Annotated in this window: 21 protein-coding genes; 17 read left to right on the top strand and 4 right to left on the bottom strand. The window is 69.4% G+C overall.

All coding sequences use genetic code 11. From position 1 onward, the window contains the following. The first annotated feature begins 27 nt into the window (after nt 1-27). Nucleotides 28-1,215, top strand: a complete 1,188-nt coding sequence (gene nirJ / locus JN22_RS11415) for a heme d1 biosynthesis radical SAM protein NirJ (RefSeq protein ID WP_085554044.1) — start codon at nt 28-30, stop codon at nt 1,213-1,215. A gap of 83 nt (nt 1,216-1,298) precedes the next feature. On the opposite strand, the gene gpmA is transcribed toward nirJ, so the two are convergent. After that, on the bottom strand, nt 1,299-2,045 hold the full coding sequence (gene gpmA, locus JN22_RS11410) for a 2,3-diphosphoglycerate-dependent phosphoglycerate mutase (RefSeq protein ID WP_085554043.1): 747 nt from the start codon (nt 2,043-2,045) through the stop codon (nt 1,299-1,301). A 383-nt stretch (nt 2,046-2,428) separates the two neighbouring features. Between gpmA and JN22_RS11405 the strand changes: the two genes are divergently transcribed. Then, the gene (locus JN22_RS11405) at nt 2,429-2,710 is read left to right on the top strand and encodes a helix-turn-helix domain-containing protein (RefSeq protein ID WP_223677683.1); all 282 of its coding nucleotides are present in this window, start codon (nt 2,429-2,431) and stop codon (nt 2,708-2,710) included. Nucleotides 2,711-2,728: 18 nt separating this feature from the next. Beyond that, a complete protein-coding gene (locus JN22_RS11400; protein WP_085554041.1) occupies nt 2,729-3,073 on the top strand; it encodes a hypothetical protein in 345 nt (114 codons plus the stop codon). Here the strand turns inward: JN22_RS11400 and glgX are convergent. After that, complete coding sequence (gene glgX, locus JN22_RS11395; RefSeq protein WP_211099657.1) at nt 3,033-5,321, bottom strand: glycogen debranching protein GlgX; 2,289 nt, start codon at nt 5,319-5,321, stop codon at nt 3,033-3,035. The two genes, JN22_RS11400 and glgX, sit on opposite strands and share 41 nt — an antisense overlap. 482 nt (nt 5,322-5,803) lie before the next feature. Here glgX and JN22_RS11390 point away from each other — a divergent pair, with 482 nt between their 5' ends. Further along, on the top strand, nt 5,804-7,963 hold the full coding sequence (locus tag JN22_RS11390) for a hybrid sensor histidine kinase/response regulator (protein WP_085554039.1): 2,160 nt from the start codon (nt 5,804-5,806) through the stop codon (nt 7,961-7,963). Nucleotides 7,964-8,105: 142 nt separating this feature from the next. Further along, a complete protein-coding gene (locus tag JN22_RS11385; protein WP_085554038.1) occupies nt 8,106-9,398 on the top strand; it encodes a pentapeptide repeat-containing protein in 1,293 nt (430 codons plus the stop codon). Nucleotides 9,399-9,455: 57 nt separating this feature from the next. On the opposite strand, the gene JN22_RS11380 is transcribed toward JN22_RS11385, so the two are convergent. After that, the gene (locus tag JN22_RS11380) at nt 9,456-9,674 is read right to left on the bottom strand and encodes a hypothetical protein (RefSeq protein ID WP_085554037.1); all 219 of its coding nucleotides are present in this window, start codon (nt 9,672-9,674) and stop codon (nt 9,456-9,458) included. Between the two features lie 134 nt (nt 9,675-9,808). On the opposite strand from JN22_RS11380, the gene JN22_RS11375 reads away from it, so the two are divergent. The 12 genes from JN22_RS11375 to JN22_RS11320 all read left to right on the top strand — a co-directional run bounded on the left by JN22_RS11375 (nt 9,809) and on the right by JN22_RS11320 (nt 26,206). Further along, complete coding sequence (locus JN22_RS11375) at nt 9,809-11,386, top strand: glycosyltransferase (protein WP_085554036.1); 1,578 nt, start codon at nt 9,809-9,811, stop codon at nt 11,384-11,386. Between the two features lie 63 nt (nt 11,387-11,449). After that, a complete protein-coding gene (gene pseI / locus JN22_RS11370) occupies nt 11,450-12,535 on the top strand; it encodes a pseudaminic acid synthase (RefSeq protein ID WP_085554035.1) in 1,086 nt (361 codons plus the stop codon). Further along, complete coding sequence (locus JN22_RS11365; RefSeq protein ID WP_085554034.1) at nt 12,532-13,305, top strand: cytidylyltransferase domain-containing protein; 774 nt, start codon at nt 12,532-12,534, stop codon at nt 13,303-13,305. The genes pseI and JN22_RS11365 overlap by 4 nt, the downstream gene beginning before the upstream one ends. A 30-nt stretch (nt 13,306-13,335) precedes the next feature. Further along, a complete protein-coding gene (locus JN22_RS11360; RefSeq protein ID WP_085554648.1) occupies nt 13,336-13,569 on the top strand; it encodes a phosphopantetheine-binding protein in 234 nt (77 codons plus the stop codon). A gap of 1 nt (nt 13,570) precedes the next feature. After that, on the top strand, nt 13,571-14,407 hold the full coding sequence (locus JN22_RS11355; protein ID WP_085554033.1) for an alpha/beta fold hydrolase: 837 nt from the start codon (nt 13,571-13,573) through the stop codon (nt 14,405-14,407). Beyond that, on the top strand, nt 14,404-14,652 hold the full coding sequence (locus JN22_RS11350; RefSeq protein WP_085554032.1) for a hypothetical protein: 249 nt from the start codon (nt 14,404-14,406) through the stop codon (nt 14,650-14,652). The genes JN22_RS11355 and JN22_RS11350 overlap by 4 nt, the downstream gene beginning before the upstream one ends. Continuing rightward, the gene (locus tag JN22_RS11345; RefSeq protein WP_085554031.1) at nt 14,649-15,830 is read left to right on the top strand and encodes a class I adenylate-forming enzyme family protein; all 1,182 of its coding nucleotides are present in this window, start codon (nt 14,649-14,651) and stop codon (nt 15,828-15,830) included. Before JN22_RS11350 ends, JN22_RS11345 begins: the two co-directional genes overlap by 4 nt. Then, nucleotides 15,827-16,606 (top strand): SDR family NAD(P)-dependent oxidoreductase, encoded by a 780-nt coding sequence (locus JN22_RS11340; RefSeq protein WP_085554030.1) that lies wholly within the window; start codon nt 15,827-15,829, stop codon nt 16,604-16,606. The genes JN22_RS11345 and JN22_RS11340 overlap by 4 nt, the downstream gene beginning before the upstream one ends. A 40-nt stretch (nt 16,607-16,646) precedes the next feature. Then, nucleotides 16,647-17,729 (top strand): ketoacyl-ACP synthase III, encoded by a 1,083-nt coding sequence (locus tag JN22_RS11335; RefSeq protein ID WP_085554029.1) that lies wholly within the window; start codon nt 16,647-16,649, stop codon nt 17,727-17,729. 176 nt (nt 17,730-17,905) lie between these two features. Then, a complete protein-coding gene (locus tag JN22_RS11330; protein ID WP_085554028.1) occupies nt 17,906-19,771 on the top strand; it encodes a flagellin N-terminal helical domain-containing protein in 1,866 nt (621 codons plus the stop codon). 124 nt (nt 19,772-19,895) lie between these two features. Next, on the top strand, nt 19,896-20,303 hold the full coding sequence (locus JN22_RS11325; protein ID WP_085554027.1) for a flagellar biosynthesis repressor FlbT: 408 nt from the start codon (nt 19,896-19,898) through the stop codon (nt 20,301-20,303). Beyond that, nucleotides 20,300-26,206, top strand: a complete 5,907-nt coding sequence (locus JN22_RS11320) for a tetratricopeptide repeat protein (RefSeq protein ID WP_317852924.1) — start codon at nt 20,300-20,302, stop codon at nt 26,204-26,206. The genes JN22_RS11325 and JN22_RS11320 overlap by 4 nt, the downstream gene beginning before the upstream one ends. A gap of 97 nt (nt 26,207-26,303) precedes the next feature. Here JN22_RS11320 and JN22_RS11315 read toward each other — a convergent pair whose 3' ends face one another. Then, on the bottom strand, nt 26,304-26,480 hold the full coding sequence (locus JN22_RS11315) for a YdcH family protein (RefSeq protein WP_085554025.1): 177 nt from the start codon (nt 26,478-26,480) through the stop codon (nt 26,304-26,306). Nucleotides 26,481-26,517 lie beyond the last annotated feature (37 nt).

The following is a 26,517-nucleotide window of genomic DNA, read 5'->3' as shown; positions in this document are numbered from 1 at the left end:
CCCGCCGCCACCGCAAGGATCCCTCCGATGTTCCGTCTCAGCCAGTTCATCCGCACGCTCGTCGCCCCGCCGGCGGAACCGGGGGAGCCGGTGAAACGTCCGGCCGCGTCGGCGGGACCCGTGGTCATCTGGAACCTCGTGCGGCGCTGCAACCTGTCCTGCCTGCATTGCTACTCCTTCTCGGCCGATCACGATTTCCCCGGCGAGCTGTCGACCGCCGAGGCGTTCCGCGTCCTCGACGACCTGAAGGCGTCCGGCGTTTCGGTGCTGATCCTGTCGGGCGGCGAGCCGCTGATGCGGCCCGACCTGTTCGACATCACGCGGCGGGCCAAGGAGCTGGGCTTCTATGTCGGGTTGTCGAGCAACGGCACGCTGATCGACGCGACCCGGATCGGCGCCATCGCCGCCGCCGGCTACGATTACGTCGGCGTCAGCCTGGACGGGCTCGCCCCCACGCACGACCGTTTCCGCCGGCGCGCCGGCGCCTTCGACGAGGCGCTGCGCGGCATCCGCCTGTGCCGGGACGCCGGACTGCGGGTCGGGCTGCGCCTGACGCTGACCGAGCAGACGGCGGCCGATCTGCCGGCGCTTCTCGCCCTCATGGAAAGGGAGCGGATCGGCAAGTTCTACCTGTCGCACCTGAACTACGCCGGGCGCGGCAACGCGCACCGCCGCATGGACGCGATGAGGCGGACCACGCGCGCCGCCATGGAACGGCTGTTCGAAACGGCGCTCGCCGACGCGCTCGCCGGCCGGCCGCGAGAGATCGTGACCGGCAACAACGACGCGGATGGCGCCCATCTCCTGATGTGGGCGGCACGGCGTTTCCCGGAGCGCAGCGCCGCGCTGGAACGCCGGCTGGTCCGCTGGGGCGGCAACGCATCGGGGGTCGGCATCGCCAACATCGACAGCCGGGGCGACGTTCACCCCGACACGATGTGGGGCCACCACACGCTGGGCAACATCCGCGCTCGCTCCTTCGCGGACATCTGGGAGGACCGGTCCGACCCCATCCTGGCCGGGCTGAAGCAGCGTCCCCGCCCGGTCGGCGGACGCTGCGCCGGGTGCCGCTTTTTGGCGATCTGCAACGGCAACACCCGCGTGCGCGCCGAGAAGCTGACCGGCGATCCCTGGGCCGAGGATCCCGGCTGCTACCTGACCGAGGTGGAAACCGGGATGACGGAAACCGGAACGGGCCCGCGGTTCCATGCCTGAGGAGCCGCTCCGACCCGTGCGGCCTTCCAACGATCGGGGCGTACGCGTCGGGGCGCCGTCGGGTTTTTCCGTTGCCGCGTTCCTCACGCCGCCGCGCTGTTGGTCCGTCCGGGCCAGGTGATCTCCTCGACCGCGCCGTCCTCGCCGAGGAAATAGCGGCGCAGCGGCGTCAGGTCGGCGCCCAGCTCGTAGATCAGCGGCTGGCCGGTCGGGATCTCGAACAGCGGGATGTCCTGGTCGGCCACGTTGTCCAGATGCTTGACGAGGCCGCGCAGGCTGTTGCCGTGCGCCGCGACCAGCACGCGGGCGCCCAGCCGCAGGGCCGGCTCGATTCCCTCGCGCCAGAAGGGGATGACCCGCGCGGTGCAGTCCTTCAGGCTCTCGCCGCGCGGCAGGTTCGATTTGGCGATGCCGGCGTAGCGGCGGTCGGACACCGCGGCGCGCGGATCGTCCGGTTCGATCGGCGGTGGCGGCACGTCCCAGCTCCGCCGCCACTGGAACACCTGCTCCGGGCTGTGGCGCTCCGCCGTCTCGGCCTTGTTCAGCCCCTGGAGCGCGCCGTAGTGGCGCTCGTTCAGCCGCCAGTGCTTGTGGACCGGCAGCCACAGCCGGTCCATCTCGCGCAGCACGCCGTGCAGGGTCTCGATGGCGCGCGACTGAACCGAGGTGAAGCCGACGTCGATGTCCACCCCGCCGGCCTTCAGCCGTTCGGCGGCGCGCCGGTTCTCGGCCATCCCCTTTTCGGTCAGGCCGACGTCGGTCCAGCCGGTGAATCGATTCTCGGCGTTCCAGACGCTTTGCCCATGCCGCAGCAGAATCAGGCGATGCATGCCGGTTCTCCCCTGCAATCCGTCCCTATCGGCAACGGCGGGAAGGGCTCCGGGTTCCCCGATGTCACGGACGGTCGCGATCGGGATGACGATCGGGCCGGAAGATTGCGCGTCCAGACAGTCATTGTGTCAATCACGAAACAACGCCGACACACTCGGACAACAATCGGGCGATAACCTTCTTTTTGTCCGAAATCGCAATCGATACAGGCGCATGCCGAAGGAGGGGAGGGTGGGCGTCAACCGTGCAACCTGTCCCGCGCCGTTCCCTGCGCCGCCGTGCCGATCCGCCCGTCTCCGATCCGCCTGTCCGGGTCGCGACGGACCGGACCTGCGTTGATCGAACCCAACCCCATCACACAACCTTGCGTTCCGAGGCCGCGATGCTGCATCATCATGACTTCCTCTCCAGAACCGTATCGACCGATCGGGAAATCACTCTGGAGGCGCTTCGTGTGTTCACCTATCTGAGCCGGAGGCTCCATTTCGACCGATCCGTTCCGGTGCTCCAGTCCGAGCTGGCTGATGCGCTGGGCATGCAGCGCCCGAATGTGAACCGGGCGATCAAGCTGCTGGAGACCAAGCAGATCCTTCTGCGGGAATCCAAACTGGGTCGGGCGATCACGTTCCGGCTGAATCCGGGACTGGAGGGCGGCCGGGCCTGAGTGTTGGCCAGGGATTGAATGATCGTCGAGACCAGAGAACTGTTCTTCACCAATTCGGCCCTGAAAAAAGCCATCGCCTGGTACCAGAAGGTCCCCAACCAGCCAGACCTGCCGCTTGGCGTCGTCACGATGGTGACGCCCAAGCCCGGCGGCAGCTTGGTGGTGACCATTCAGCAGAGCGGCGCCTCGAAGGGGCGCGAGATCGCCTTCACGGCCAGCAAGACGCTGGCCTTGCTGCTGCTGTTCTGCCGCCGCCAGAAAATCCCGATTCCGCGCGACGCGGTGAAGGATCTCGACAATGGCGAGGACGGAATCTACTTGGTCATTCGCGGAGAAACCGCGACGACGGCCCCGCCGCCCTGACCGGGGCGGCTGCCGGAGTCGATTCCGGAGCGGTGGCCGGGAGGGCCGGAGGAGAGGCGGGGCGCGCCGCCTTCATGGCCGTCCTCAGCGCCGCTTCCGACCGCCGGTCGGGCATCAGTTCCAGCAGCAGCAGGGACCGCCCGCCGACGGAGATCGCGTCGCCGCCGCGGTCCATCGTCACGCCCAGCCGGTCCGGTTCGGCGGTGTCGAGCAGGCGCAGCCATTGGCTGCCGCCGACCACCGCGGGCAGGGTGAAGGGCACCGCCTCGTGGTGGGCGTTGACGATCAGCAGCAGCGTCGCGTCGGACGGCGCCCGGCGGACCCCGGTCGCCTGCGCCCGGCCGTCCAGCAGCATGCCCAGGCAGCGCGCCATCGGATCCAGCCATTGCTCGGTCGTCTTCTCGGTTCCGGCGGGGGTGATCCAGGTGACGTCCTTGACCTCCATCTCCGGGTTCACGGCTCCGGTCAGGAAGCGGCCCCGGCGCAGAAGTGGATGGCTCTGCCGCAGCGCCACGACCCGGCGGACGAAGCCGATCATCGCCTGGCCGTCCTCGTCGATTCCCTCCCAGTCGATCCAGCTGACGTCGTTGTCCTGGCAATAGGCGTTGTTGTTGCCGCGCTGGCTGCGGCCGAACTCGTCGCCGGCCAGCAGCATCGGCGTGCCCTGCGACAGCAGCAGGGTGGCCAGCAGGTTGCGCTTCTGGCGCTCGCGCAGCTCCCGGATCTGCGGGTCGTCGGTGGGCCCCTCGACGCCGTGGTTCCATGAGATGTTGTGGGAATGGCCGTCGCGGTTGCCCTCGCCGTTGGGGGCGTTGTGCTTGTCGTTGTAGGACACGAGATCGGCGAGCGTGAAGCCGTCATGCGCGGTCACGAAGTTGACGCTGGCCCAGGGCCGGCGGCCGCGCCGGTTGAACAGGTCGGCGCTGGCGGTCAGCCGGGTGGCGAGTTCGGGCAGCTTGCCCTCGTCGCCCTTCCAATAGGCGCGCACGGTGTCGCGGAACTTGTCGTTCCACTCGGCCCAGCCCGGCGGGAAGCCGCCGACCTGATAGCCGCCGGGGCCGCAGTCCCACGGCTCGGCGATCAGCTTGACCCGCGACAGCACCGGATCCTGCCGGCAGCTGTCGAGGAAGCCGCCGCCTTCGTCGAAACCCTGGGCCTCGCGCCCGAGGATCGTCGCCAGATCGAAGCGGAACCCGTCGACGTGCATCTCGGTCACCCAGTAGCGCAGGGAATCGGTGACCATCTGAAGCACGCGCGGGTGGCTGAGATTCAGCGTGTTCCCGGTTCCGGTGTCGTTGATGTAGTAGCGCGGATCCGGGGCCAGCCGGTAGTAGGAGGCGTTGTCGATGCCCTTGAAGGACAGAGTCGGCCCCAGCTCGTTGCCCTCGGCCGTGTGGTTGTGGACGACGTCGAGCAGAACCTCGATCCCGGCCTCGTGGAAGCGGGCGACCATCTCCTTGAACTCGTAGATCCGCCCGGTGCCGAGGTAGCGCGGATCGGGCGCGAAGAAGGAGATGGAGTTGTATCCCCAGTAGTTGCGCAGTCCCCGTTCCAGCAGGCTGCGGTCGTCGACGAAGGCGTGGGCGGGCAGCAGTTCCACCGCCGTCACCCCGAGCGAGCGGATGTAGTCGACCACCTCCGGTACCGCCAGCCCGGCAAAGCTGCCGCGATGCTGCGGCGGCACGGCGGGGTGGCGCATGGTGTAGCCGCGGACATGCGCCTCGTAGATGATCGTGCGGTCCCAGGGAATGGCGGGCGGCCGGTCGGCGCCCCAGGTGAAGGCTGGGTCGATCACCACGCATTTCGGCATGCCCGGCGCGCTGTCGCGCCGGTCGAAGGACAGGTCGCCGCGCGGCGAGCCGACCCGGTAGCCAAAATGGGCGTCCGACCAGCGCAGCGGTCCGATCAGATGCTTGGCGTAGGGATCGAGCAGCAGCTTGTGCGGGTTGAAGCGGTGCCCGGCCTGCGGATCGTAGGGGCCATGGACACGGTAGCCATAGATGGTGCCCGGCCGGGCGTCGGGAAGATAGCCGTGCCACACCTCGTCGGTGTATTCGGGGAGAGGGATGCGTTCCAGCTCGCGCCGCCCCTCCGGGTCGAACAGGCACAGCTCGACCTTGGTGGCGTGGGCGGAGAACAGGGCGAAATTGACCCCCAGCCCGTCCCACGTCGCCCCGAGGGGGTAGGGCAGCCCCTCCCGGACACGCGAACGGCCGAATGTTTGCGGGGCAACGGCGAAGTTCTTCAAAACGCGCCTCACGATATTGCCGAACCGGATTCCCGCGCCGCCGGTATTCCTCTAAGGGAGAGGCGACGTTATGAGCATGGTCATAGTCGTCAAGGTCAGTCGCGCCTGATGCGTTTGTGTGTTATGACTGTTCTCACAAATAGAGATAGTGGTGAAGAAAGAAAGTGTCGGCGGCCGGGATTGTCGGCGCGAAATTTCGGATAGGCCAGCCTGTCATGCCTTTGGGAATGACGTATGCGGCAGCGCTGGTGTTTACGAACCCCCACCCCATGGTTGTGTCGCCACCGAGGATTGGAATTTGCTCACATCGGCCCCGCCCCCAGCGCCTTCGCCCACGACAGAAACCGCAACCGAAGGTGGCGTGACCGTCCGTGGTGACGGTGTGCCCGGCAGGCCGGCCTGACCCGGCGGGCCCGCCGCTTTCCATCCGTGCGCCGGCCCCGCCGCCGGTGTCCTTCTTCGCCGCTCCACCCCCGCAGCCCATGCCCCTTCCCTCCATCGCCACTCCCAAGACCGTCCTGGCCAGCGTGATCGTCGCGCTGGGCCTGCTGGGGGCCATGGCCTGGGGCGCCGTGACCGTTCTTGACTACGACGACACGATCGAGCGGGCGGAGCGCGATTCCCGGCAGGCGGCCGCGCTGCTCGACGGTCATGCCCAGGCGGTGCTGGAAGGCGGATCGGCGGCGCTGGTCCCGATCGTCAACCGGATCGAGCAGGCCGGGCTGGCGCGCTGGGCGGAGAGCGGGCTGGACGACGCGCTGGCGGCGCCCGGACCGAACAGCCTGTCGATCCTCGACGCGTCCGGCCGCGTGGTCTTCGGCCCGGCGGTGACCTTCGACGGCGACGGCTTCGGCGGGCTGTCGGAGGGGACCGAGACGAGCCGCCGCCGGACCACGCTGGTGTCGGCCGGTCTGGCCGGGGATGAACGCGTCATCCTGCTGGTCCGCCGCCTCTACCGGGCCGACGGCTCACTCGATGGCGCGGTCCTGGCCGGGGTTCCGGTCGCGGCGCTCACGCCGGTGCTCAACGCCTTCGGCGACGGGCTGCAACGGTCGGCCGGCCTGTTCCGGCCCGACGGCACCCGGCTGTCCGGCTTCGGTGCCGAGGCTCTCGGCCATCTGCCCCCGCTGGCCCCCGGCGGCGAGGCGGTGGAGACGGATTGGCGGATCGGCGACGCGCCGCCGGCGCAGGCCGGCGCGTCGATCCTCGGGCTGAAGCGCATGCGCGACCTTCCGGTGGTTTCCGCGGTGTCGGTGCCGCGCGCCACGGTCCTTGCGCCCTGGAACATGCGGTTGCAACGTGGCCTCGCGGTGGCGATGACCGGCTTCCTCGCCCTGCTCGGCCTGTCCTGGGTCGGGTTGACCAGCCTGCGCCGCGAGGCCGCCGTCCGCCGCGACCTGACCGACTCCAAGGCCCGGCTGGAGCAGAGGGTGGAGGAGCGCACCGCCGATTTGCGCGCCGTCAACCACAAGCTGATCCGGGCCCTGGAGGAGAAGGAGCGGGCCAACCAGGCCAAGGGCCGTTTCCTGTCGGCGGCCAACCACGACCTGCGCCAGCCCTTCCAGGCCTTGCGGCTGTTCCATCACCTGCTGATGGAGCGTCTGAAGGAACCGCGCGACCGTTCCATCGCCGAGAAGATGGGGGAGGCGCTGGACGCCGGGGAGAAGCTGCTGCACGCGCTGCTGGAGGTGGCGACGCTCGACGCCGGGGTGGTGCGGCCGGAAATCGCCAACGTTCCGGTGGCGGCGGTCCTGAACGACGTGGCCGGCGAATTCCAGACCGCCGCGGCCGAGAAGGGGTTGCGGTTGCGTGTCATGCCCTGCGCCCTCAGCGTGCGGACCGACCGCGCCATGCTGACACGGATGCTGCGCGATCTGGTGCGCAACGCGGTGGCCTTCACGCCGTCCGGGCGGGTGACCCTCGGCTGCCGCCGCCATGGCCAATGGCTGCGGATCGAGGTGTGGGACACCGGCTCCGGCATCCCCAGCGAACAGCTCGACAACATCTTCGAGGATTTCGTCCAGCTCGGCAATCCGGAGCGCGACCGGCGCCAGGGGCTGGGGCTGGGGCTGGCGAAGGTGCGGCGCAAGGCCGCCCTGCTGGGCCACGCGGTGGAGGTGCGGTCGCGCTTCGGCATCGGCTCGGTCTTCGCCGTCAGCGCCCCGGTCGTCATCCCGGAGCGCGCGCCCGAGCCGGCCATTCCTGAGGAGGGCGGGGAGGCCCCGGCCGACGCCGAGCGGCTGATCCTGGTGGTCGAAGACGACCCCGTGCAGCGCAGCGGCATGCTGCTGCTGCTGGAAAGCTGGGGGCACCGGGTGATGGAGGCCGCCGATGGCGAGGCCGCGGTGGCGCTGGTGCGCGACGCGGAGGAGAAGCCGGACCTGATCGTCACCGATTTCCGGCTTCCCGGCCGCCTGACCGGGGTGCAGGTGGTGACCCGTGTCGGCGAGCTTCTCGAACAGGCCGTTCCGGGCATCATCCTGACTGGCGACACCGCGCCCGAGCGCATCCGCGAGGCGGTGGCGACGGGATGCCGCCTGCTGCACAAGCCCTTCACCCCCGACCGGCTGCGCGGTGCCCTGGCGGCGGTGATCGCCGAGCGGTCCGGCGCCCGGGCCGTGCACCGGCAGACGGCGGCCTGAAAGGGCGTCAGCGGACGGGGGGCGCAAAAACCGGGGGATGATTAACCATTTCTGAAGCGGTATGGGGGAAGGCTGTGATTGTTGATGGACGCCCACCCGCCATGACCGCCTCCACCGCCATCGCTTGCGCTGCGATCATCCGATGACCCAGAACCGCGCCCTCACCCGCCTCGACCAGACGCAACTCGACAACGCGGTGCGGCGCCACGAGATGTTCCGCAACGCGCGGATCGGCGGCGCCCGCGCCAGCCTGTCCTTCTGCGACCTGTCGGGGCTGGATCTGTCCGGACGCGATCTGGCTCACGCCGACCTTGTCGGGGCCAGCCTGCGTGGAGCCGACCTGTCGGGGACCCGGCTCGACTGCGCCGCGCTGTTCGCCGCCGATCTGCGGCAGGCCAACCTGGAACGCGCGAGCCTGATCAAGACCGACCTGCGCGGCGCCTGCCTGCGCGGGGCGATCCTGATCGGCGCCAACCTGTTCGAAGCGGACCTGCGCGACGGCTCCCTGGCGGAAAAGGACCGCTCCGGCCATCTGCGCATGGTGCAGATCGACACGAATCCGGCCGAGGCGAACGGCGCCGACCTGTCGGGCGCCAACCTGACCAACGCCCGCCTGTCCGGCGCCGTGGCGATCCACACCGACTTCTCCGACGCGGTGATGCGTGGCTGCAAGATGGTGCGGGCCACCATGCGCGGCGCGAACTTCGCCGGCTCCAACATGGAGGGGGCCGATCTGTCGGGGGCGGATCTGCGCGGCGCCTGCCTGCGGGGCGCGGTGCTGACCGGCGCCACCATGACCATGACCGAACTGGCCGACGCCGACATGGAGGATGTCCTGACCGACCGGCCGGTCGGCCGGGTGGTGGCGGAGCTGGGCCGCGGCCTCGACGAGCTGCTGGCCGACCACATGGCCTGGGTGGGGTCGGGCGGGGCGCAAGGAACGCCGCTCGATCTGTCCGGCTTCGATCTGCGCCACGCGCCATCGCTGGCCCATGCCTGCCTGACCATGCTGCGGGCGGTGGGGGCGACGCTCTACGGGCTCGACCTGACGGGCGTTCAGTTGCAGGCGGCGGTGCTGGAGAGCGCCGACCTGCGTGGGGCCATCCTGGCCGAGGGCGACCTGCGCGGCATCAACCTGAAGCGCGCCAAGCTGAACAACACCGACCTGCGCCGGGTCAACCTGCGCCCGCTGGTGTTCGACGAGCATCGGTCGCGCCCGGCCGACCTGTCGGGGGCCCGGCTGCGTTACGCCGATTTCAGCGGATCCAGCCTGCGCGGCGCCAACCTGTCGGGGGCCGACCTGTCCTTCGCCAACCTGATGGGCTGCGACTTGGCAAAAGCCGACTTCAGCGCCGCCAAGCTGTTCGGGGCCAGACTGGAACGCCGCGCCCTGACCGACGTCGTCCTCGACGGCGTTGCCGGGTTGAAGCTGTAGGGGGCTTGGCGGCGGTTCGGGCTGCGGGCACCGTCCGTCCCCAGCCCGCCTCACGCCTCACGCCTTGGCGCGGGCGACCCTTTTGGTCAGCCGCCGCAAGTCCAGCGCCGCCCGGTCAGCGATGCGCTGGGCCTCGACCAGGATCTCCGCCAGATCGCCGACCTCGGGCGCGACGTCTCCCGCCGCGTCGGACAGCGCGTCCAGTTCCTTGGCCGCCTTCTCGATCAAACCGGTCACCACGGTTTCGGGGCCGGCGGCGCTGTCGAATCCTGCCACGGCAAAGACCTCTGTAAAAATATGGTTATGATGAGTGTGTCGCGATCCGCTGGGATGCGCAACGGGTTTCCTTGAAAGCGCTCGGTTCCGGGCGGTACAAGGACCGCATCCGCACGCAACGGCCAGGGTGAATCATGTCGGACACGGTCGAGGCGCGGATCGACGCTCTGGTTGGGTATCTTGCCGACCGGCACTTCGATTCCGACAAGATCAACCGCTTCGCCGCCCTGTGCGAGACGATCCGGCGCGAGGTCGACCAGCCGACCCGCCTTGCCCTGGCCGAACGGCTGCGCCGCGACGCGCCAGCCAACGACACGGTGCGGTTGCACTCCGTGCTGTTCCTGCTGACCGGCGATCTCTATCACTACGAACGGATTCTGCATTACCTGCTGCTCGGCGGCGACGGCGTCGATCCGGCCCTGCTGCATTATTCCTACTGGTGCCTGTCGCGGCAGCTCTTCCTGGGATCGGCGCTGGGCGACAAGACGGCCAGCTTCGTCGCCTGCGACCTTTACCGCTTCTACGAATCGATGGTGCGGCTGATCGCGCGGCGCTGGTCGCTGGCGCCGCCGCCCGCCGCTCCGCGCGACGGGCCGATCCGCCGGGTGGCCCTGGTCACCAACCAGTTCATCAACGACCAACACCAGCCGACGCGCGACTGTTTCGACTTTGCCAGCCGCTTGCAGGACGAGTTGGGGCTGGAGGTCGCCATCATCAACAGCTGCACGCTGCCGAGCCGGCTCGAAAACCTCTTCATGCCGCCGATGATCTTCCATCTGCCGGAAGACCTCGAGGGCGTTATCGCCATGGAGATGTTCGGCCGCCGGGTGAAGGTCGCGTCCTTCACCGAGCGGGCCTTTTCCCAGGCCAAGCTGCAAGGGATCGTCGAGGCGATCGACGGGTACGATCCCGACCTGATCGTCTCCTTCGGCGGCTCCAACATCGTGGCCGACCTGTTCGCGGAGGCCGGCGCCCGGCCGGTGGTGTGCATCCCGTCCACCTCCGGCCCGACCATTTCGCTGGCGCACATTCTGCTGGGGTTCGACGAGCAGGATTACACGGCGTCGATCTCCGAGCTCTACCGCGCGCCGTTCGTCCGTCGCTTCCGCCCCTTCACCTTCGGCTACACCCTGCCTCCGACACGGGGGGATATGGGCGATCCCGGATTCGGCGGCGCGCCCTTCGTTTTCGCCGTGGTCGGCACCCGCCTCGACCAGGAGGCGACACCCGACTTCCTGGCGCTGATCGACGACATTCTCGACCGCTGCCCGGGCGCGCTGGTCGCCTTCGTCGGCGAGGTGCGGGACCTTCCCGGACGCTTGGCCGGCCTGCGCAACGGCGACCGCACCCGCAGCCTCGGCCATGTGACCGACATCCGGGCGCTCTACCGCCGCTGCCACGCCTTCCTGAACCCCGCCCGCCAGGGCGGCGGCGGCGGGGCGGGTTACGCCCTGGCCGAGGGCGTGCCGGTGGTCAGCTTCGCCTGGGGCGACGCCGCCAGCGTCGCCGGCCCGGCCTTCACCGTGCCCGACCGGGATTCCTACCTTGCTCGTGCCGTCGCGCTCTTCGCCGATGCCGGCGCTCGGGAGGCCGCGTCGTCGGCCGCGCGGGCGCGCTTCGCCGAGGTCGGCGACCGCCGCCGCTGCGCCGAGCGGCTGCTGGCCTACGGGGAGGAGGCCCGCGCCTTGCTGCGCGCCGGGCATCGAAATTAAGCTTCCTTCACCCTTTGGCGCGACACTGTTCCTGTCGAAGCCGCAGACGCGAAAGCCCAACCCGTGCCAGTTCCCGCAGCAGCTCCCGCGCCGGTTCCCCTCGTCATCGATGGACGCCCGATCGGTCCCGGCCATCCGCCCTATCTGATCGCGGAGATGTCGGGCAACCACCAGGGCGACCTCGGCCGCGCCCTGGCGCTGGTCGACGCCGCCAAGGCAGCCGGCGCCGACGCGGTGAAGCTGCAAACCTACACCGCCGACACGATCACCATCGCGCATGACGGCCCCGGTTTCCGGCTGGAGGGTGGGCTGTGGGCCGGGCGGACCCTGCACGACCTCTACCAGGAGGCGCATACCCCCTGGGAATGGCACGAACCGCTGTTCGCCCGTGCCCGTGCCCTCGGCCTCACCGTCTTCAGTTCCCCCTTCGACGACACGGCGGTGGAGTTGCTGGAGCGGCTCGACGCTCCGGCCTTCAAGATCGCCTCCTTCGAGCTGATCGACCACGCCCTGATCCGCCGGGCCGCCCGTTCGGGCAGACCGCTGATCGTCTCCACCGGGCTGGCGACGCTGGGGGAGATCGCCGAGGCGGTCGAGGCGGCCGACGGGGTTCCCCTGGCGCTGCTGCATTGCGTCAGCGGTTACCCGACCCCGCCGGAGGACTGCAACCTCCGCACCATCCCACATCTGGCCGAGATGTTCGGCGTGACCGTCGGCCTGTCCGACCACACCCATGGGATCGCGGTCCCGGTCGCGGCGGCCGCGTTGGGCGCCACCGTCATCGAGAAGCATTTCACCCTGTCGCGCGCCGACGGCGGAGTCGACAGCGCCTTCTCCCTCGAGCCGGCCGAGTTCCGGGCGATGGCCGAATCCGTGCGCGCCGCCTGGTCCGCCCTCGGCCGCGTCCATTACGGGGTGGAGCCGAGCGAGGCTGGCGGCCGGGACTACCGCCGTTCGCTCTATGTGGTGGCCGACATCGCGGCCGGTGGGGAATTGACCGCCGCCAACATCCGCTCGATCCGGCCCGGCTTCGGGCTGGAGCCCAAGCATCTCCCCGCCGTTCTGGGCCGCCGCGCCGCCCGGCCGCTGGCGCGCGGCACCCCGCTGCGCTGGGATCTGCTGGCCCCGGTGCCGGAGGGGGCGCCATGACCGCCGCCCGGCCGCGCATCGTCGCCATTTCCCAGGCGCGCATGACCTCCACCCGGCTGCCGGGCAAGGTGTTGCTGGAGGCCGCCGGCAAGCCGCTGCTCGTCCATCATCTCGAACGGCTGCGGCGCACCCCCGGACTCGACGCGGTCATGCTGGCGACCACCGTCAACGCCACCGACGATCCGTTGGTCGCCTGCGCCGGCGCGCTCGGCGTGCCGGTGTTCCGTGGGGATGAGCAGGACGTGCTGGGCCGCTTCGCCGGTGCCGCGGCTTCGGCGGGTGCCGACATCGTGGTGCGCGTCACGTCCGACTGCCCGCTGATCGACCCGGACCTGATCGGTGCCCTGGTCGCCGCCTTTCTCAAGGGCCGGGAGGAGACCCCGCCGATCGACTACCGGTCGATCGACGTCACCCTTCATCCGCGTGGCCTCGACGCCGAGATCCTGACCCGCGCCGCGCTGGACGAGGCGGCACGCCTCGCCACCGATCCGGACGAGCGCGAGCATGTCACCCCCTATGTCTACCGCCGTCCGGACCGCTTCCGGCTGGGGGTGCCGCTGGCTCCCGCGGGCGGCTCCCACGTCGTCTTCCAGGGCGGGCACCGCTGGTGCGTCGACGAGGCCGCCGACTACGACCTCGTGCGCCGCCTGCTGGAAACGCTGTACCCGGTCAATCCCCGGTTCGGTTGGCAGGATTGTTGCAGAATCCTGGCCGAGCATCCCGATTGGATGGACATCAACCGCAGCATCCGGCAAAAGACGCTCCATTGAGCGACGACGTCAAGAAACAGGAGAATGTTCATGGACCGTAAGGAGTTCCTTCTCGCTCTCGATGAGACGCTCGAACTGGAGCCCGGCACCCTGACCGGTGACGAGACTCTGGAATCCCTCGAAGCTTGGGATTCGCTGGCGGTCATCAGCTTCATCGCCCTGGTGGACGAACGGTTGAACCTCGTCGTCGAGGGGGAGAAGCTGGCCCGGGCGAAGACGGTGTCCGACCTTCTGGCCCTGGCCGGCGTGGCGGTCACGGCCTGACATGCCGCGTCCTGTCGCCGGCGGAGGCCGCCTGCGCGGCGGTGTCGCCGGCATCGAGGGTGGTCCGGCCAGCTATATGTCGGCCGGATCGGGCGGCGTGCCGGTGCTGCTGCTCCATGGGTTCGCGGGAGATCGGCTGACCTGGCAGTTCAACCTGTCGGCCCTGGCCGCCGATCGCCGCACCGTGGCGGTCGATCTGCCGGGGCATGGCGCCTCGACGCTCGACGTCGGCGACGGGGATGTTCTTTCCTTCGTACCTTGGTTGATCCGATTCACCGATGCCATTGAAATTCCACGCTTCCATATCGTCGGTCATTCGATGGGCGGTTATGTCGGGCGGGAGTTGGCGCGGCGCGACCCGGAACGGGTCGCCAGCCTGACCCTGCTGGCCAGCGCCGGCCTGGGAACGCCGTTCGATCTCGGCTTCCTGAGGCATGCCATCGCGCCCGCCGATGCTCTCGAGGGACGTGCCTGCGCCGAGCGGCTGTTTGCCCGGCCATCCCCCCTGACCGGCCGCATCGGCGAGGTTCTGCACGCCCAGGGTGCCGATCCGGCTCGGCGCAGGGTCTTGGAGCGGATCATCGAGCGCTCCTTCGCCGGGCATGCCGATGGTGGCCCTCCGGTGGAATGGAGCGGCTATCGGATGCCGATCCAGAGTCTCTGGGGGCGCGAGGATCGGATCATTCCCTTGCCGCCGGTCGAGCGTCTGCCGCCCGGTGCTCCGTTCCACATCTTCGACAACACCGGCCATTTGCCCCATACTGAAGCCGCCAGCCCGGTGACCGCCGCGATCCGGGCCTTTCTGTCCTCTTGCGACGCCCCGCCGGATTTCCGATGACCGACAGCATGTTCGCCCTGATTGCCGAGGAACTCGGCCGCATCGCCGCCGACAAGGGCGAGGTCCTGCCCGAACTGCGCGCCGACAGCGTGTTCCTGGACGGCGGCCTGCCGATCGATTCGCTCGATCTCGCCACCTTGCTGGTGGTGCTGGAGCAGCGCACCGGGCGGGATCCCTTCCGTGCCGGTCTCCGCCATTTCACCACGGTCGGCGAGTTGGCGGCGCTCTACGCCGTCCCGGCATGATCGCGGAACGGCCGTCCTGGATCCATCCCGGCTTCCGTCTGGTCGAGGGTGAGGCCTGTTTCGGCTGGAGCGAGCTGGTTTCCCTGCCGGTTCCGGCTGGCGGGATCGTGCCTGCGGATCGGACGTCGCTGACCGTCGCGGCGTTGGCGGCTGCGCAGCGCGCCGACGCCGGCCTCCTGTTGCGACGGCATGCCGGCCCCGGAGAGGATTGGGTGCCGCCTCCGGGCTTCACGGTTACCCTGGAAAGTTCGGGCACCACCGGAACTCCAAAAAGAATAACGCATGATTTCAATGTCTTGCGGGACCGCATCCGTGCGCCGTATGATGCCGGGGCCCGCTGGCTCCTGACCTACGAGCCGGCGGCCTTCGCCGGCCTTCAAGTGATCCTGACCGCCGCGGCGGCGGGCGCTCTGCTGGTCGCCGCCGCGCCGGGCGGTGGGATTGCCGGTCTCGTCCGCACCGCACGGCAGCATGCTGTGACCCATGTCAGCGGCACGCCAAGCTTCTGGCGTGCCTTCCTGACGGCCGGGGGCGATCTTCCCTCCCTGCGATCGATCACGCTGGGGGGCGAAGCGGCGGACCAGGCGCTTCTCGACCGGTTGCGCAGAGATTTTCCGGCGGCGAGGATTCGCCATATCTATGCCTCGACCGAGGCGGGCGCCCTCTTCGCCGTGACCGATGGGCAGGCGGGTTTCCCCGCCGCATGGCTCGTCGACGGCCGCGAGGGGACCGCCCTGCGCATCCGCGAGGGAGTGCTTGAGGTCCGTGGCCCGCGCGCCATGGTCGCCGCCTCCACCGAAGTCGGCACCGGGGATGGCTGGCTGAACACCGGCGATCTGGTGGAGGTGACGGGGGGGAGAGTCCTCTTCGCCGGCCGCCTCGACGGGCTCGTCAATGTCGGGGGGGTGAAGGTGTCGCCGGAGCGGGTGGAGCAACGGCTTCTCGCCGTCCCCGGGGTGGCGGACGCGGCGGTCATGCCGGTCGCCAGCCCGATCACCGGCTTTCTGCTGACCGCGACCGTGGTGCCGGATGCGGACGTCGATGAGGCAGCCCTGCGCGACGCCCTGCGCGGCGCCTGCGCCGGCCTGGTGCCCGCCGCCCGGCCGCGCGCGATACGCTTTGCCGACAGCCTCCCGCTGAGCGTGGCCGGCAAGAAGAGCCGAAAGGGGCCGTCATGATCAAATCCGCTCCCCACCCCCCGACCGCCAGCCCTCTGCCGAAGCGCCATGTCGTCGTCACCGGCGGCAGCCGCGGCCTCGGCCTCGGCCTGGTGGAGGCGCTGCTGGCCGAGGGCTACCGCGTCTCCACCTGCAGCCGGTCGCCTTCCGAGGCGCTGGAGCGGCTGTCCTGTCCCGACCTGCTCTGGCACCCCTGCCGGATCGGCGACGGTGACGAGGTTCGCGCCTTCTTCGACGCCGCCGTGGCCTGGGGCGGCGCCTCACCGCTCTGGGGGCTGGTCAACAACGCCGGCATCGCGCGGGAAGGGGTGCTCGCGACCTTCCCCGACATCGACGCGGCCGAGGTGATCCAGACCAACCTGACCGGAGCCATCCAGACCGCGCGCGCCTTCCTGCGCGCCAAGCTGACGCGGCGGGGTCCGGGGCAGGGCGGTGGACGGATCGTCAACATCTCCTCGATCATCGGTCAGCGCGGCTACGTCGGTCTGGCGGCCTATTCGGCCTCCAAGGCCGGTCTGGACGGGCTGACCCGCGCCCTGGCGCGCGAGGTCGGCCGGCTGGGCGTCACGGTCAACTCGGTCGCGCCGGGCTATCTGACCACGGAAATGTCGGGAACCCTGTCGGCGGGACAGCGCGACCAGATCGTGCGGCGGACACCGCTCGGCCGGCTGGGTGAGGTTGCCGACATCGTGCCGGCGGTGCGTTTCCTGCTGGGCGACGGCGGTGCCTACATCACCGGCCAGACCATCACGGTGGATGGCGGCATCACCTGCTGAGGACGCCGCTTGGTCAGACGACCCGAACGAGGAGCCGATCATGGTCGCCAGCAATCTTGACGGCGTGGCCCTGCGGGGGGTGGTGGGCTGTGTTCCCGAGGGCCGGGATACCACGGCCGATCTCGCCCTGCGTTTCGGGGACGAGGCCGCGGCCAGGATCGCCAAGGCGACCGGGATCGAGGCGCGCCACATCGCCGCTCCCGGGCAATGCACCAGCGATCTCGCCGAAAGGGCGGCCCGGCGCCTTCTCGACGGGCTGGAATGGGAGGCGGCTTCGGTCGACCTCCTGGTGCTGGTCACCCAGACCCACGACCATGCGCTGCCCGGCAACGGCGCGCTGCTGCATCATCGGCTCGGCCTGCGCAAGGGTGCCGCCGTGCTCGACCTCACCCAGGGCTGCTCGGGCTTTGTGTACGGCCTGTGGACGGCCTCGGCGCTGTTGAAGACCATCGGCCGCCGGGCCCTGCTGATCGTCGGCGACACCACCTCGCGGCTGGTCGATCCCGGCGACCGCGCGGTGGCTCCCCTGTTCGGCGACGCCGCCGCCGCCGTGGCGCTGGAAGCCGCAGCGGACGGCGGGCCGATGACCTTCGATCTTGGCAGCGACGGGGCGGGGGCGCCCTACCTGACGGCGTCCGGCGGCGCGATGCGCCATCCGGACAGGCCCGCCCGCCTCTTCATGGACGGAACCCAGGTCTTCGCCTTCACCCTGCGCGAAGTCCCGGGCAGCGTCCGCGCCGCGTTGGGGGGAGCCGGCTGGAGCATGGGCATGGTCGATCACCTCGTGCTGCATCAGGCCAACGCCCAGATGATCCGCCATCTCGGGCAGAAGCTCGGCGCCTCGCCGGAACAGACCACCCTGGCCCTGGCCGGGTTCGGCAACACCAGCTCCGCGTCCATTCCCCTCGCCCTGGCCGACGCCCTCGCCACGCCGTTGCGCTCGGAACGGCGGCGGCTGCTGCTGTCGGGCTTCGGCGTCGGCTGGTCCTGGGGCAGCGTGGCGCTGTCCGCCGGACCGCTGGCCCTGTGCGAAATGGTTGTCCTGCCCGGCAGGAAATGCCCGGCAGAAACTGCCGCCCCGGCAACGTCCGCCGAAGGATCGGCAGTTTCTGCCGGGATCTAGGCAAAAATTGCCGAGCCGCTTTTGCCGGGCGGCAGGCATTTCCAAGGGAAGCCCGGCAATTTCGATCTGGCCCGCTTTTTGCCTACCTCCTGAGCGGGGGAATTAGTCCCCCTTCGTCCTTGCCGCCCTTTGCCGGGGCGCGGACGGATGACGATCCTCCAAAGGAGCGACATCTCATGGCAAACGAAGTCTCCCTGACCTCCTCCATGCGCACGAATCTGCTTCAGTTGCAGAGCGTGCAGGATCAGGTCGCCAAGAAGCAGAACATTCTTTCCACCGGCAACAAGATCAACACCGCGCTGGACGGCCCGACCTCCTTCTTCGCGGCCAAGGGCCTGACCCAGCGCGCCGGCGACCTGTCGGCGCTGAAGGAGTCGATGGGCCAGTCGATCAGCACCATCAAGGCGGCCGACAAGGGCCTGACCGCGATCGACGGCCTGATCGACCAGGCCAAGGGCCTGACCACCTCCGCTCTGGCCTCGCTGTCCGACGACGCCGCCTCGGTCGCCACCCGCAAGGCGCTGGCCGCCCAGTTCAACACGCTGCGCACCCAGATCGACAAGCTGGCCGGTGACAGCGGCTACGCCGGCAAGAACCTGATCGGCGGCACCGGCCTGCGGATGGAGAGCACCTCGGACTCGCGCGCCTCGGTCAACTCCATCACCGGCCTCGACAACGCCCGCGTCACCAACGTCTCCTCGACCGACACCTACTCGCTCCGCGTCAAGGGCGACGGCTCGATCGAGGGCAACGCCGAGGACATCTCCGAGGCGCAGACCGCGCACGGCCTCACCGGCTTGAAGCTGGAAGGCACGATGTCCAAGACGGCCGGCAGCTTCGCCGACGTGCAGATCGAGGTGCGCGGCGCCAAGGGCAAGGAGCGCTCCTTCATCGTCACCGACGGCAAGGAAAGCCGGACGATCAACTATTTCGACAACAGCCAGTCGCTCTCCACCAGCACCGTCGCGGCGACCTCGGGCAACCCGCAGACCTCGAAGGTCACGGTCGGCAAGGGCACGGTCGAAGCCGGCGACATCTTCTCGATCACGGTGGAAGGCGAGACCTTCAGCTACACCGCGACCTCGTCGGACGTCGCGGTCGGCCAGAACGTCCAGAACCACGTCGCCACGGCCCTGAAGGACTCGATCAGCAACGCGCTGGCCAACACCACCCGCTTGTCGGGCAAGGATCTGGCCTCGGTGTCCGTCGATCCCAACGGCGGCACGGTGACGCTGACCGGCACCACCGTCGCGGGCAACCCCCGCGAGGTGACGCTGACGGTGAACACCACCAACGCGCTGAGCAAGCGCATCTCGGAAAGCTTCGCCTCGGGCGCGGTGGTCTCCTTCACCGTCGACCGTCTGGCGATGGAGGACGCCGTCAACGGCGGCAACGGCGTCTCGACCATCCAGAAGAACGTCGACATCCAGATCCAGGTCAGCAACCAGGACGGCGCCCAGGTTTCCCGCGACGGCCTGAACGACCGCGGCGACAGCAAGCTGGCCAACGGCGAGCAGTCCTTCGCCTTCGGCAGCGGCACCGTCCGCGTGCGGGTGGACGAGAAGACGATCATGCAGGCGGCCACGGCCAACTGCGGCGGCAACATCGTGACCAAGCAGGTGTCGAACCCGAACACCTCCAACGACCTGACGGTCCAGCTGAACGAGAAGAACACCGCCTCGATTTCCGTTGCGGCGGTGGATCTGACCGCCGGCGGCCAGGGCCTGAAGGTTGACGAGGCGCAGAACGACTGGATGGACCGCTCCGACATCGAGGCGGCGATCTCCAGCCTCGACAACGCCAAGGCGACGGTCCGCTCCGCTTCGCAAGGGCTGTCGACCAACCTGAACGTCATCACCACCCGCGAGAACTTCACCAAGGAGTTCAGCGACGTGCTGACGGAAGGCGCCAGCAAGCTGACGCTGGCCGACCAGAACGAGGAGGGCGCCAGCCTGCTGATGCTCCAGACCCGTCAGCAGCTCGGCACCATCGCCCTCTCGCTCGCCAACCAGTCGCAGCAGTCGATCCTGCGTCTGTTCTAAGGCGTGGAGTTCGGGTAGGATCATACCCGGCGGGCGGCGGCTTCCAAGCCGCCGCCCGTTTCTTTTTTGGGTCCGTCGCCTGGCGTCCGCCGGGTCGTACCGGAAATGCATCGGGTCGATTCTCATGCCGCTGAAGTTCGTTCTGCGCCCCAACGAAAAGGTCATCATAAACGGGGCCGTGATCGGTGCCGGAGACCGTCCGGGCTCCTTCTTTCTCTACAACACCGCCAATTTCCTGCGCGGGCGCGAGGTTCTGAAGGAAGAGCAGATCGACTGCATCGAAAAGAAACTCTATTTCGTCATTCAGCTCGTCTACATCTTCCCGGAAGACACCGAGCTGAACCTCCAGCGTTTTGTCTCGATCATGGAGGAGGTGCGGGCGGCACGGCCCGACAGCCACAAGACGCTGAACGAGATCGAACAGCTCGTGATGGCCCGGAACTATTACCGCGCGTTGAAACTCTGCCGGAAGATGTTCAAGGGAAGCATCGAAACCTCGGACGAACCATCGGCCTCCGTTTCGGAACCGTGACGTCCTTGCACGGAGGAGCACCGTCGGTGTTCACAGCGGTTCGGCTTGAAGAGGCACTGGACCATCACCGGTCCGGACGGCTTGACGAGGCGATCGCGCTGTACGAGCGACTTCTCGCGCAGAACTCCAGTCACGCCGATCTTCTCCATTTGTCGGGATTGGCCGCCCACCAGGCGGGCAATTCCCGGTTGGGGTTGAAGCGCATACGCGCGGCGGTGGCGGTCCAACCCAATTTTCCGATCGCCCTCAACAGCCTTGGCACTCTTCTGGCCGATCTCGGAAGGAATGCCGAAGCGGCGGCGGTCCTGGGCGCCGCCATCGCGTGCGACCGCGGATACGCCCAGGCCCATGGCAATGTGGGCACCGTGTTGCAGGCGCTCGGCCGGTTGGCCGAGGCCGAGGCGGCCTACCGCCGTGCCCTCGAGTGCGATCCGGACAACGCCGCGGCGCGGATCAACCTCGGGGTTTTGCTTCGGCAAACCGGCCGAAGCGCTGAAGCGGCCCACCATCTGCATGATGTGGTCAAAGCCAACCCACGCCACCCCGGTGCATGGCGTCACTTGGCGCTCTGCCTGAGCGACCTCCGGCATCCCGACACGGAGGCCTGCCTGCGCCGCGCACTGGCGGACACTCCGGACGATGCCGACCTGTCGCGCGAACTGGCCCTGCTGCTGATCGGGCAGAGCCGTTGCGCGGAGGCGGAGGCCATGCTCGAAGCGGCGGTCGCCGCGGCCCCGGCCGATGGCCTTCTGCGGTTCGCGCTGGGAAGCGCCGTGCAAGGGCAGGGGCGGCTGGAGGAGGCGGTCACCCGCTACCGCGAGGCGCTTGCCCGCGATCCCGGCCTGGCGGGAGCCTGCAACAATCTCGGCGTGGCCTTGCTGGATCTGGGCCGCCATGCGCCGGCTCTTGCCGTGTTGCGCCTCGCCCTCGCTTTGCAGCCCGACGATGCGTTGAGCTGGAACAACATCGGCACGGCATTCGACGCCGGCCGCCGGTGGAGCGACGCCATGCCGGCCTTCAAGCGGGCCTTGAGGTTGCGTCCGGATTACGGCAAGGCGCTGAACAATCTGGCTGGTGTCTGGAAAGCCTGGAAGCGGTTGGATCGCGCCGAGGCGTTGCTGCGTCTGTCCGTCGCTGCCCAGCCGGACTATGAGGAATCCTATGCCAATCTCGCTTCCGACCGTCAGGAGCGCGATGATCTGGCCACCGCCGAGCGGCTGTTCCGGCGAAGCCTGCGAATCCGTCCGGGCAGTGCCGCCGCCCTGACCGGTTACGGTCTCGTCCTACAGGTGCAGGGCCGGATGGCCGAGGCCGAGGCGGCGCATCGCAAGGCGTTGTCCCTCGATGACCGCAGCGCGGAGGCCCATGCCAATCTCGGCATGCTGCTGTGGCAGAGCCGCATGGACGCCGAAGCGGCTGAAGCCAGCCTGTCCCACGCCATCGCGTTGAATCCCTCGGCCGGGCCCGCTCATCTGAACCGGGGGATTGTCCGGCTCACACGCGGCGATTTGGCCAGCGGCTGGGACGATTACCGGTGGCGTTTCCGGGCCAAGGGGTACGAAGACCGTCCGATCGCCGCCCCTCTTTGGGATGGTGAGGATCTGTCGGGCCGCCGTCTGCTGGTCTGGGGCGAGCAGGGGGTCGGCGACGAGATCATGTTTTCCTCCTGCTGGCCGGACCTGATCCCTCGGGTCGGCCATCTGGTGATCGAGTGCGACCGCCGGCTGGTTCCGCTGTTCGCCCGCTCCTTCCCCAAGGCGACGGTGCGGGCGCAGACGATCGGTCCGGATGGCCGCGAAACCATCGATCCTCCCGATGTGGACGCCCACATCCCGGCCGGTCAGGTTCCACGCCTGCTGCGGCGTTGCCTGGCGTCCTTCGGGCCGGAAGCCTCGTGGCTGGTGCCCGATCCGGCGCGGCTGGCGCTCTGGCGCGAGCGGCTGGCGCGGCTGGGGCCGGGATTGACGGTCGGAATCGGCTGGCGCAGCCAGGTGATGACCACCGAACGGCGCGGAGCCTACACGTCGTTGGACCAGTGGGGGGCGATTTTCGCCGTGCCGGGGATCCGGTTCGTCAACCTTCAGTATGACGAGTGCTCGGCCGAACTGAACGCCGCCGAGGCGCGCTTCGGGGTGCGCATCCACCGCTGGTCCGACCTGGACCTCAAGAATGATTTCGAGGGGGCGGCGGCGCTCACCGCCAACCTCGATCTGGTGATCTCGCCGGCGATGTCGGCGGGCGAACTGGCCGGGGCGCTCGGCGTGCCGGTCTGGCGCTTCGGCGGCAGGGACTGGACCCAGCTCGGCAGCGGCGTCCGCCCCTGGTTCCCCTCCATGCGGCTGTTCCAGCCGCGCCCCGGCGAAACGCTGCAAGAGGCGCTCGGTGCCATGGCCCGTGCCCTGGAAGGCCTGCGGACCGTTTCCGATCCGGTACGCGCGCCCATGGCGGCTCTGGATGCCGACCAACGCACCGAGGAAGCCGTCACGCTTTACCGCAAGGGCGATGCGGCTGCCGCCGAAGCGCTGGTCCGGTCCGTTCTGGACGGTGCGCCCATGCATGGAACGGCGCTGCATCTGGCCGCCGTCCTGACGGCGCGGCGTGGCGACGCGGAGGACGCCGCGGCGCTGTTCGAGCGGGCCGCTCGCGTCGCGCCTCTCAACGCGGCCGCCCACGCCGGACAGGCCGACGCCTTGCAAAAGCTGGAGCGTCTCGACGCCGCCGACGACGCCCAGCGGAGGGCCATCGCCGCCCGGCCGGACGCCGCCGAGCATTGGATCAACCGTGCGGCGCTGCTGCGGACGCTTGGCCGGGGCGACGAGGCGCTTCGCGGCATCCTCCGCGCGATCCGGCTGCGGCCCGACCTGTCGCTGTCCCACACCCATCATGGGCATCTCATCAGCGACCCGGTGGCGATTCTGGCGAGCTTCCGCCGCGCCGCCGCGCTCGATCCGGCCGCGCCGGACCTTCTCAGCAACCTTGGCAGCGCCTTCCACGCGATGGACCGTTTCGCGGATGCCGAGCGCGTTCTCGGCTGGGCGCTGCGCGGCGCGCCGGACATGGCCGTCGCCTGGACCAACCGGGGAAACGCCCTGGGCGGGCTTGGCCGGCTGACCGAAGCGGAAGCCTGCCATCGCGCCGCCATCGGCCATTGCCCGGACCTGGCGGAGGCGCACGCCAACCTTGCCTTCCTGCTGGATCAAGCCGATCGCCGGGATGAGGCGCTGGACGCCTACCGCCAAGCCTTGGAGGCCAACCCGAAGCACGCGCAGGCCCACTACAACCTGTCGCTGATGCTTCTGAAGAACGGGACGCCGCGTGCCGGCTGGAACGAGCATGAATGGCGGATGGCAACGCCGCAGTTCCGAACGCAGCGGCGCCGGCTCGCCGCCCGCGCGTGGCGTGGCGAGAACATCGCGGCGTCGAGGCTTCTGGTTTGGCGGGAGCAGGGGGTCGGCGACGAGATCCTCTTCGCCTCCTGCTACGCCGACGCGATGAAGCGCGCCGGGCATCTGGTCATCGAATGCGACCGCCGGCTGGTCTCCCTGTTCGCCCGGTCGTTCGCCGGTGCCACCGTGCGTCCCGAAACGGTCGAACCGCGCGACGCCGATGTCCAGATCGCCGCCGGCAGTCTGCCGCGCCTGCTGCGTCCCGACCTGAAGCGCTTTCCGGCGCACGCATCGTGGCTGGTGCCCGATCCGGCGCGGCTGGCGCTCTGGCGCGAGCGGCTGGAGGCGCTGGGGCCGGGGCTGAGGGTCGGGGTCGCCTGGCGCAGCCAGCTCGTCACCGCGCAGCGCAAGGCCGCCTACACGTCGCTGGACCAGTGGGGGGCGATCTTCGCCGTGCCGGGGATCCGGTTCGTCAACCTGCAATACGGCGAGTGCGGTGCGGAGCTGGAAGCGGCGGAAGTGCGCTTCGGGGTGCGCATCCACCGCTGGTCCGACCTGGACCTCAAGAATGATTTCGAGGGGGCGGCGGCGCTCACCGCCAACCTCGATCTGGTGATCTCGCCGGCAATGTCGGCGGGCGAGCTGGCCGGGGCGCTCGGCGTGCCGATCTGGCGCTTCGGCGGCAGGGATTGGACCCAGCTCGGCAGCGGCGTCCGCCCCTGGTTCCCCTCCATGCGGCTGTTCCAGCCTCGCCCCGGCGAAACGCTGGGGGACGTGCTGGGGCATATCGCGGCGGCCCTGTGCCCGCCGGTCTGCCCACCGCCTCCGATGGAGAAGCCGGACCGGCTGTTGGAGCGGGCGGTGCGCAGCCATCGTGCCGGGCACAGGGCCGCCGCGGCGGCCCTGTATGAGCAGGTGCTGGCCCAGCGTCCTCAGGATCCGGTAGCCTTGCATCTGTCGGGTCTGCTCGCCCATCAGACCGGACGCCCGGCCGAAGGGGAAGCACGGATCATGGCGGCCCTGGCCGCGCTCCCCGACTATGCGACGGCGCATATCACCCTGGGCTCGGTCCGGCTCGCCCTGGGCCGACCGGAAGACGCTACGGCCGCCTTCCGCCGGTCGCTGGCCCTGCAACCCGGCGAACCGGCCGCCTGGAGCAACCTTGGCAACGCCCTGGATGCCCTGAACCGTCCGGAGCGGGCGGAGGCGGCGCATCGCCGGGCACTCGCCGCCGATCCGGACCTTGCCGAAGCGCACGATAACCATGGGGTCGTTCTGGCCCGTCTGGGATGCGTGGCCGAGGCCGAGGCCGCCCATCGTCAGGCGTTGCTGCGCGCGCCGGAGATGGCGTCGGCCTGGATGAACCGTGCCGTCGCACTCCGCCGTCTGGGACGGAGGGATGCCGCCGAACGCAGCGGGCGTACGGCCCTGTCTCTCGATCCGGCCATGGCCGACGCCATGGCGAACCAGGGGCGGCTGCTGCGCGAGCAGGGTCTTCCCGGCATGGCGGTGCGCTGGTGCGACCGTGCCCTGGCCCTGGTTCCGGGGCTGCCGACGGCGGCGTTCAACGGCGGCGTCCTGCGGCTGGCGCGCGGATGGCTTCGCGCCGGATGGGAAGGGTACGATCGTCGGTTCGAGGCCCGCGACGTCGCCGGCGGCGTGCGGCGGCCGGGCGTGCCGCCGTGGACCGGGAGCGATCCCGCCGGGCGCCGCATCCTGGTTTGGCGCGAGCAGGGGATCGGCGACGAGCTGATGTTCGCCAGCGCGCTGTCGGACCTGATCGCGCGCGCCGGCCATGTGGTGGTCGAATGCGACCGGCGTCTGGTTCCGCTGTTCGCGCGTTCCTTCCCGCAGGCGACGGTGCGGGCCGCCCCCGATCATCCGCAGGCCGGGGCCGAGGGTGTCGATTGCCACATCGCGGCCGGATCGCTGCCGCGCTTCCTGCGCCGTTCCCTTGCCGACTTCCGGAAGGAGCCGGGTTTCCTGCGCGCCGACGCAGCCGAGGCGGCGGCGTGGCGGCGGCGGGTGGCGGAACTGGGGTCGGGATTGACGGTGGGGGTGGCGTGGCGCAGCGGTCAGCTTGATCCCGACCGCATCGCCAACTACACCCGGCTGGAGGCATGGGAGCCGGTCTTCGCCATTCCCGGCATCGTCTTCGTCAACCTCCAATACGGGGATTGCGCGGAGGAGCTGGCGGCGGCGCGGCGGTGTTTCGGCATGGCCCCGCACGCCTTCGAGGATCTCGATCTGAAAAATGATCTGGACGGTGCGGCGTCGCTGACCGCCGCGCTGGATCTGGTGATCGCCCCGGCCACTTCGACCGGGGAGTTGGCGGGCGCGCTCGGCGTGCCGGTGTGGCGGCTGGCGCAGGGCGCTGACTGGACCACGCTCGGCACGGCGGTCCGGCCCTGGTTTCCGTCCATGCGGGTTTTCGCGGCATCCACCGGCAAAACCGTCGCCGACTGTCTGCCGGCGGTCGCCGCCGAACTGCGGCGTCTGTCCGGCTTTTCCACCTGATTGGCCTCGACCGCACAAGCGGGAGGCATCAAAAAAGCCGGGCGAGGCATTGAACCCTCACCCGGCCTTCTTCAAAACGCTTTTCCGTGGGGGGAGATCAATTCACCCTGCTTCTCGTCAGGCGGTCAATTTCTTCCTTGACGTGCAGCTTTTCAAGCTTGAGGCGCTTGACCGCGCTCTCATCCGGCCAGGACCGCTTTTCTTCATCGAGGATGGCACGGTCAAGGCGCAGGTGCTTTTCTTGCAGGGAAACAACACGAGCATCGGTGTGCATGTTCTGCTCTCCGTCTGATCGAACCGCTTCCCGTCTG

The organism is Azospirillum agricola, assembly GCF_020005195.1.
Taxonomy (GTDB): Bacteria; Pseudomonadota; Alphaproteobacteria; order Azospirillales; family Azospirillaceae; genus Azospirillum; species Azospirillum agricola.
This window is presented reverse-complemented; position numbering and strand designations above follow the sequence as displayed.

Excerpts from the sequence above, each read along its gene's own strand:
- nirJ (WP_085554044.1), top strand. The coding sequence starts at position 28 with ATGTTCCGTCTCAGCCAGTTCATCCGCACGCTCGTCGCCCCGCCGGCG.
- gpmA (WP_085554043.1), bottom strand. The coding sequence starts at position 2,045 with ATGCATCGCCTGATTCTGCTGCGGCATGGGCAAAGCGTCTGGAACGCC.
- JN22_RS11405 (WP_223677683.1), top strand. The coding sequence starts at position 2,429 with ATGCTGCATCATCATGACTTCCTCTCCAGAACCGTATCGACCGATCGG.
- JN22_RS11400 (WP_085554041.1), top strand. The coding sequence starts at position 2,729 with ATGATCGTCGAGACCAGAGAACTGTTCTTCACCAATTCGGCCCTGAAA.
- JN22_RS11390 (WP_085554039.1), top strand. The coding sequence starts at position 5,804 with ATGCCCCTTCCCTCCATCGCCACTCCCAAGACCGTCCTGGCCAGCGTG.
- JN22_RS11385 (WP_085554038.1), top strand. The coding sequence starts at position 8,106 with ATGACCCAGAACCGCGCCCTCACCCGCCTCGACCAGACGCAACTCGAC.
- JN22_RS11375 (WP_085554036.1), top strand. The coding sequence starts at position 9,809 with ATGTCGGACACGGTCGAGGCGCGGATCGACGCTCTGGTTGGGTATCTT.
- JN22_RS11365 (WP_085554034.1), top strand. The coding sequence starts at position 12,532 with ATGACCGCCGCCCGGCCGCGCATCGTCGCCATTTCCCAGGCGCGCATG.
- JN22_RS11360 (WP_085554648.1), top strand. The coding sequence starts at position 13,336 with ATGGACCGTAAGGAGTTCCTTCTCGCTCTCGATGAGACGCTCGAACTG.
- JN22_RS11355 (WP_085554033.1), top strand. The coding sequence starts at position 13,571 with ATGCCGCGTCCTGTCGCCGGCGGAGGCCGCCTGCGCGGCGGTGTCGCC.
- JN22_RS11350 (WP_085554032.1), top strand. The coding sequence starts at position 14,404 with ATGACCGACAGCATGTTCGCCCTGATTGCCGAGGAACTCGGCCGCATC.
- JN22_RS11345 (WP_085554031.1), top strand. The coding sequence starts at position 14,649 with ATGATCGCGGAACGGCCGTCCTGGATCCATCCCGGCTTCCGTCTGGTC.
- JN22_RS11340 (WP_085554030.1), top strand. The coding sequence starts at position 15,827 with ATGATCAAATCCGCTCCCCACCCCCCGACCGCCAGCCCTCTGCCGAAG.
- JN22_RS11335 (WP_085554029.1), top strand. The coding sequence starts at position 16,647 with ATGGTCGCCAGCAATCTTGACGGCGTGGCCCTGCGGGGGGTGGTGGGC.
- JN22_RS11330 (WP_085554028.1), top strand. The coding sequence starts at position 17,906 with ATGGCAAACGAAGTCTCCCTGACCTCCTCCATGCGCACGAATCTGCTT.
- JN22_RS11325 (WP_085554027.1), top strand. The coding sequence starts at position 19,896 with ATGCCGCTGAAGTTCGTTCTGCGCCCCAACGAAAAGGTCATCATAAAC.
- JN22_RS11315 (WP_085554025.1), bottom strand. The coding sequence starts at position 26,480 with ATGCACACCGATGCTCGTGTTGTTTCCCTGCAAGAAAAGCACCTGCGC.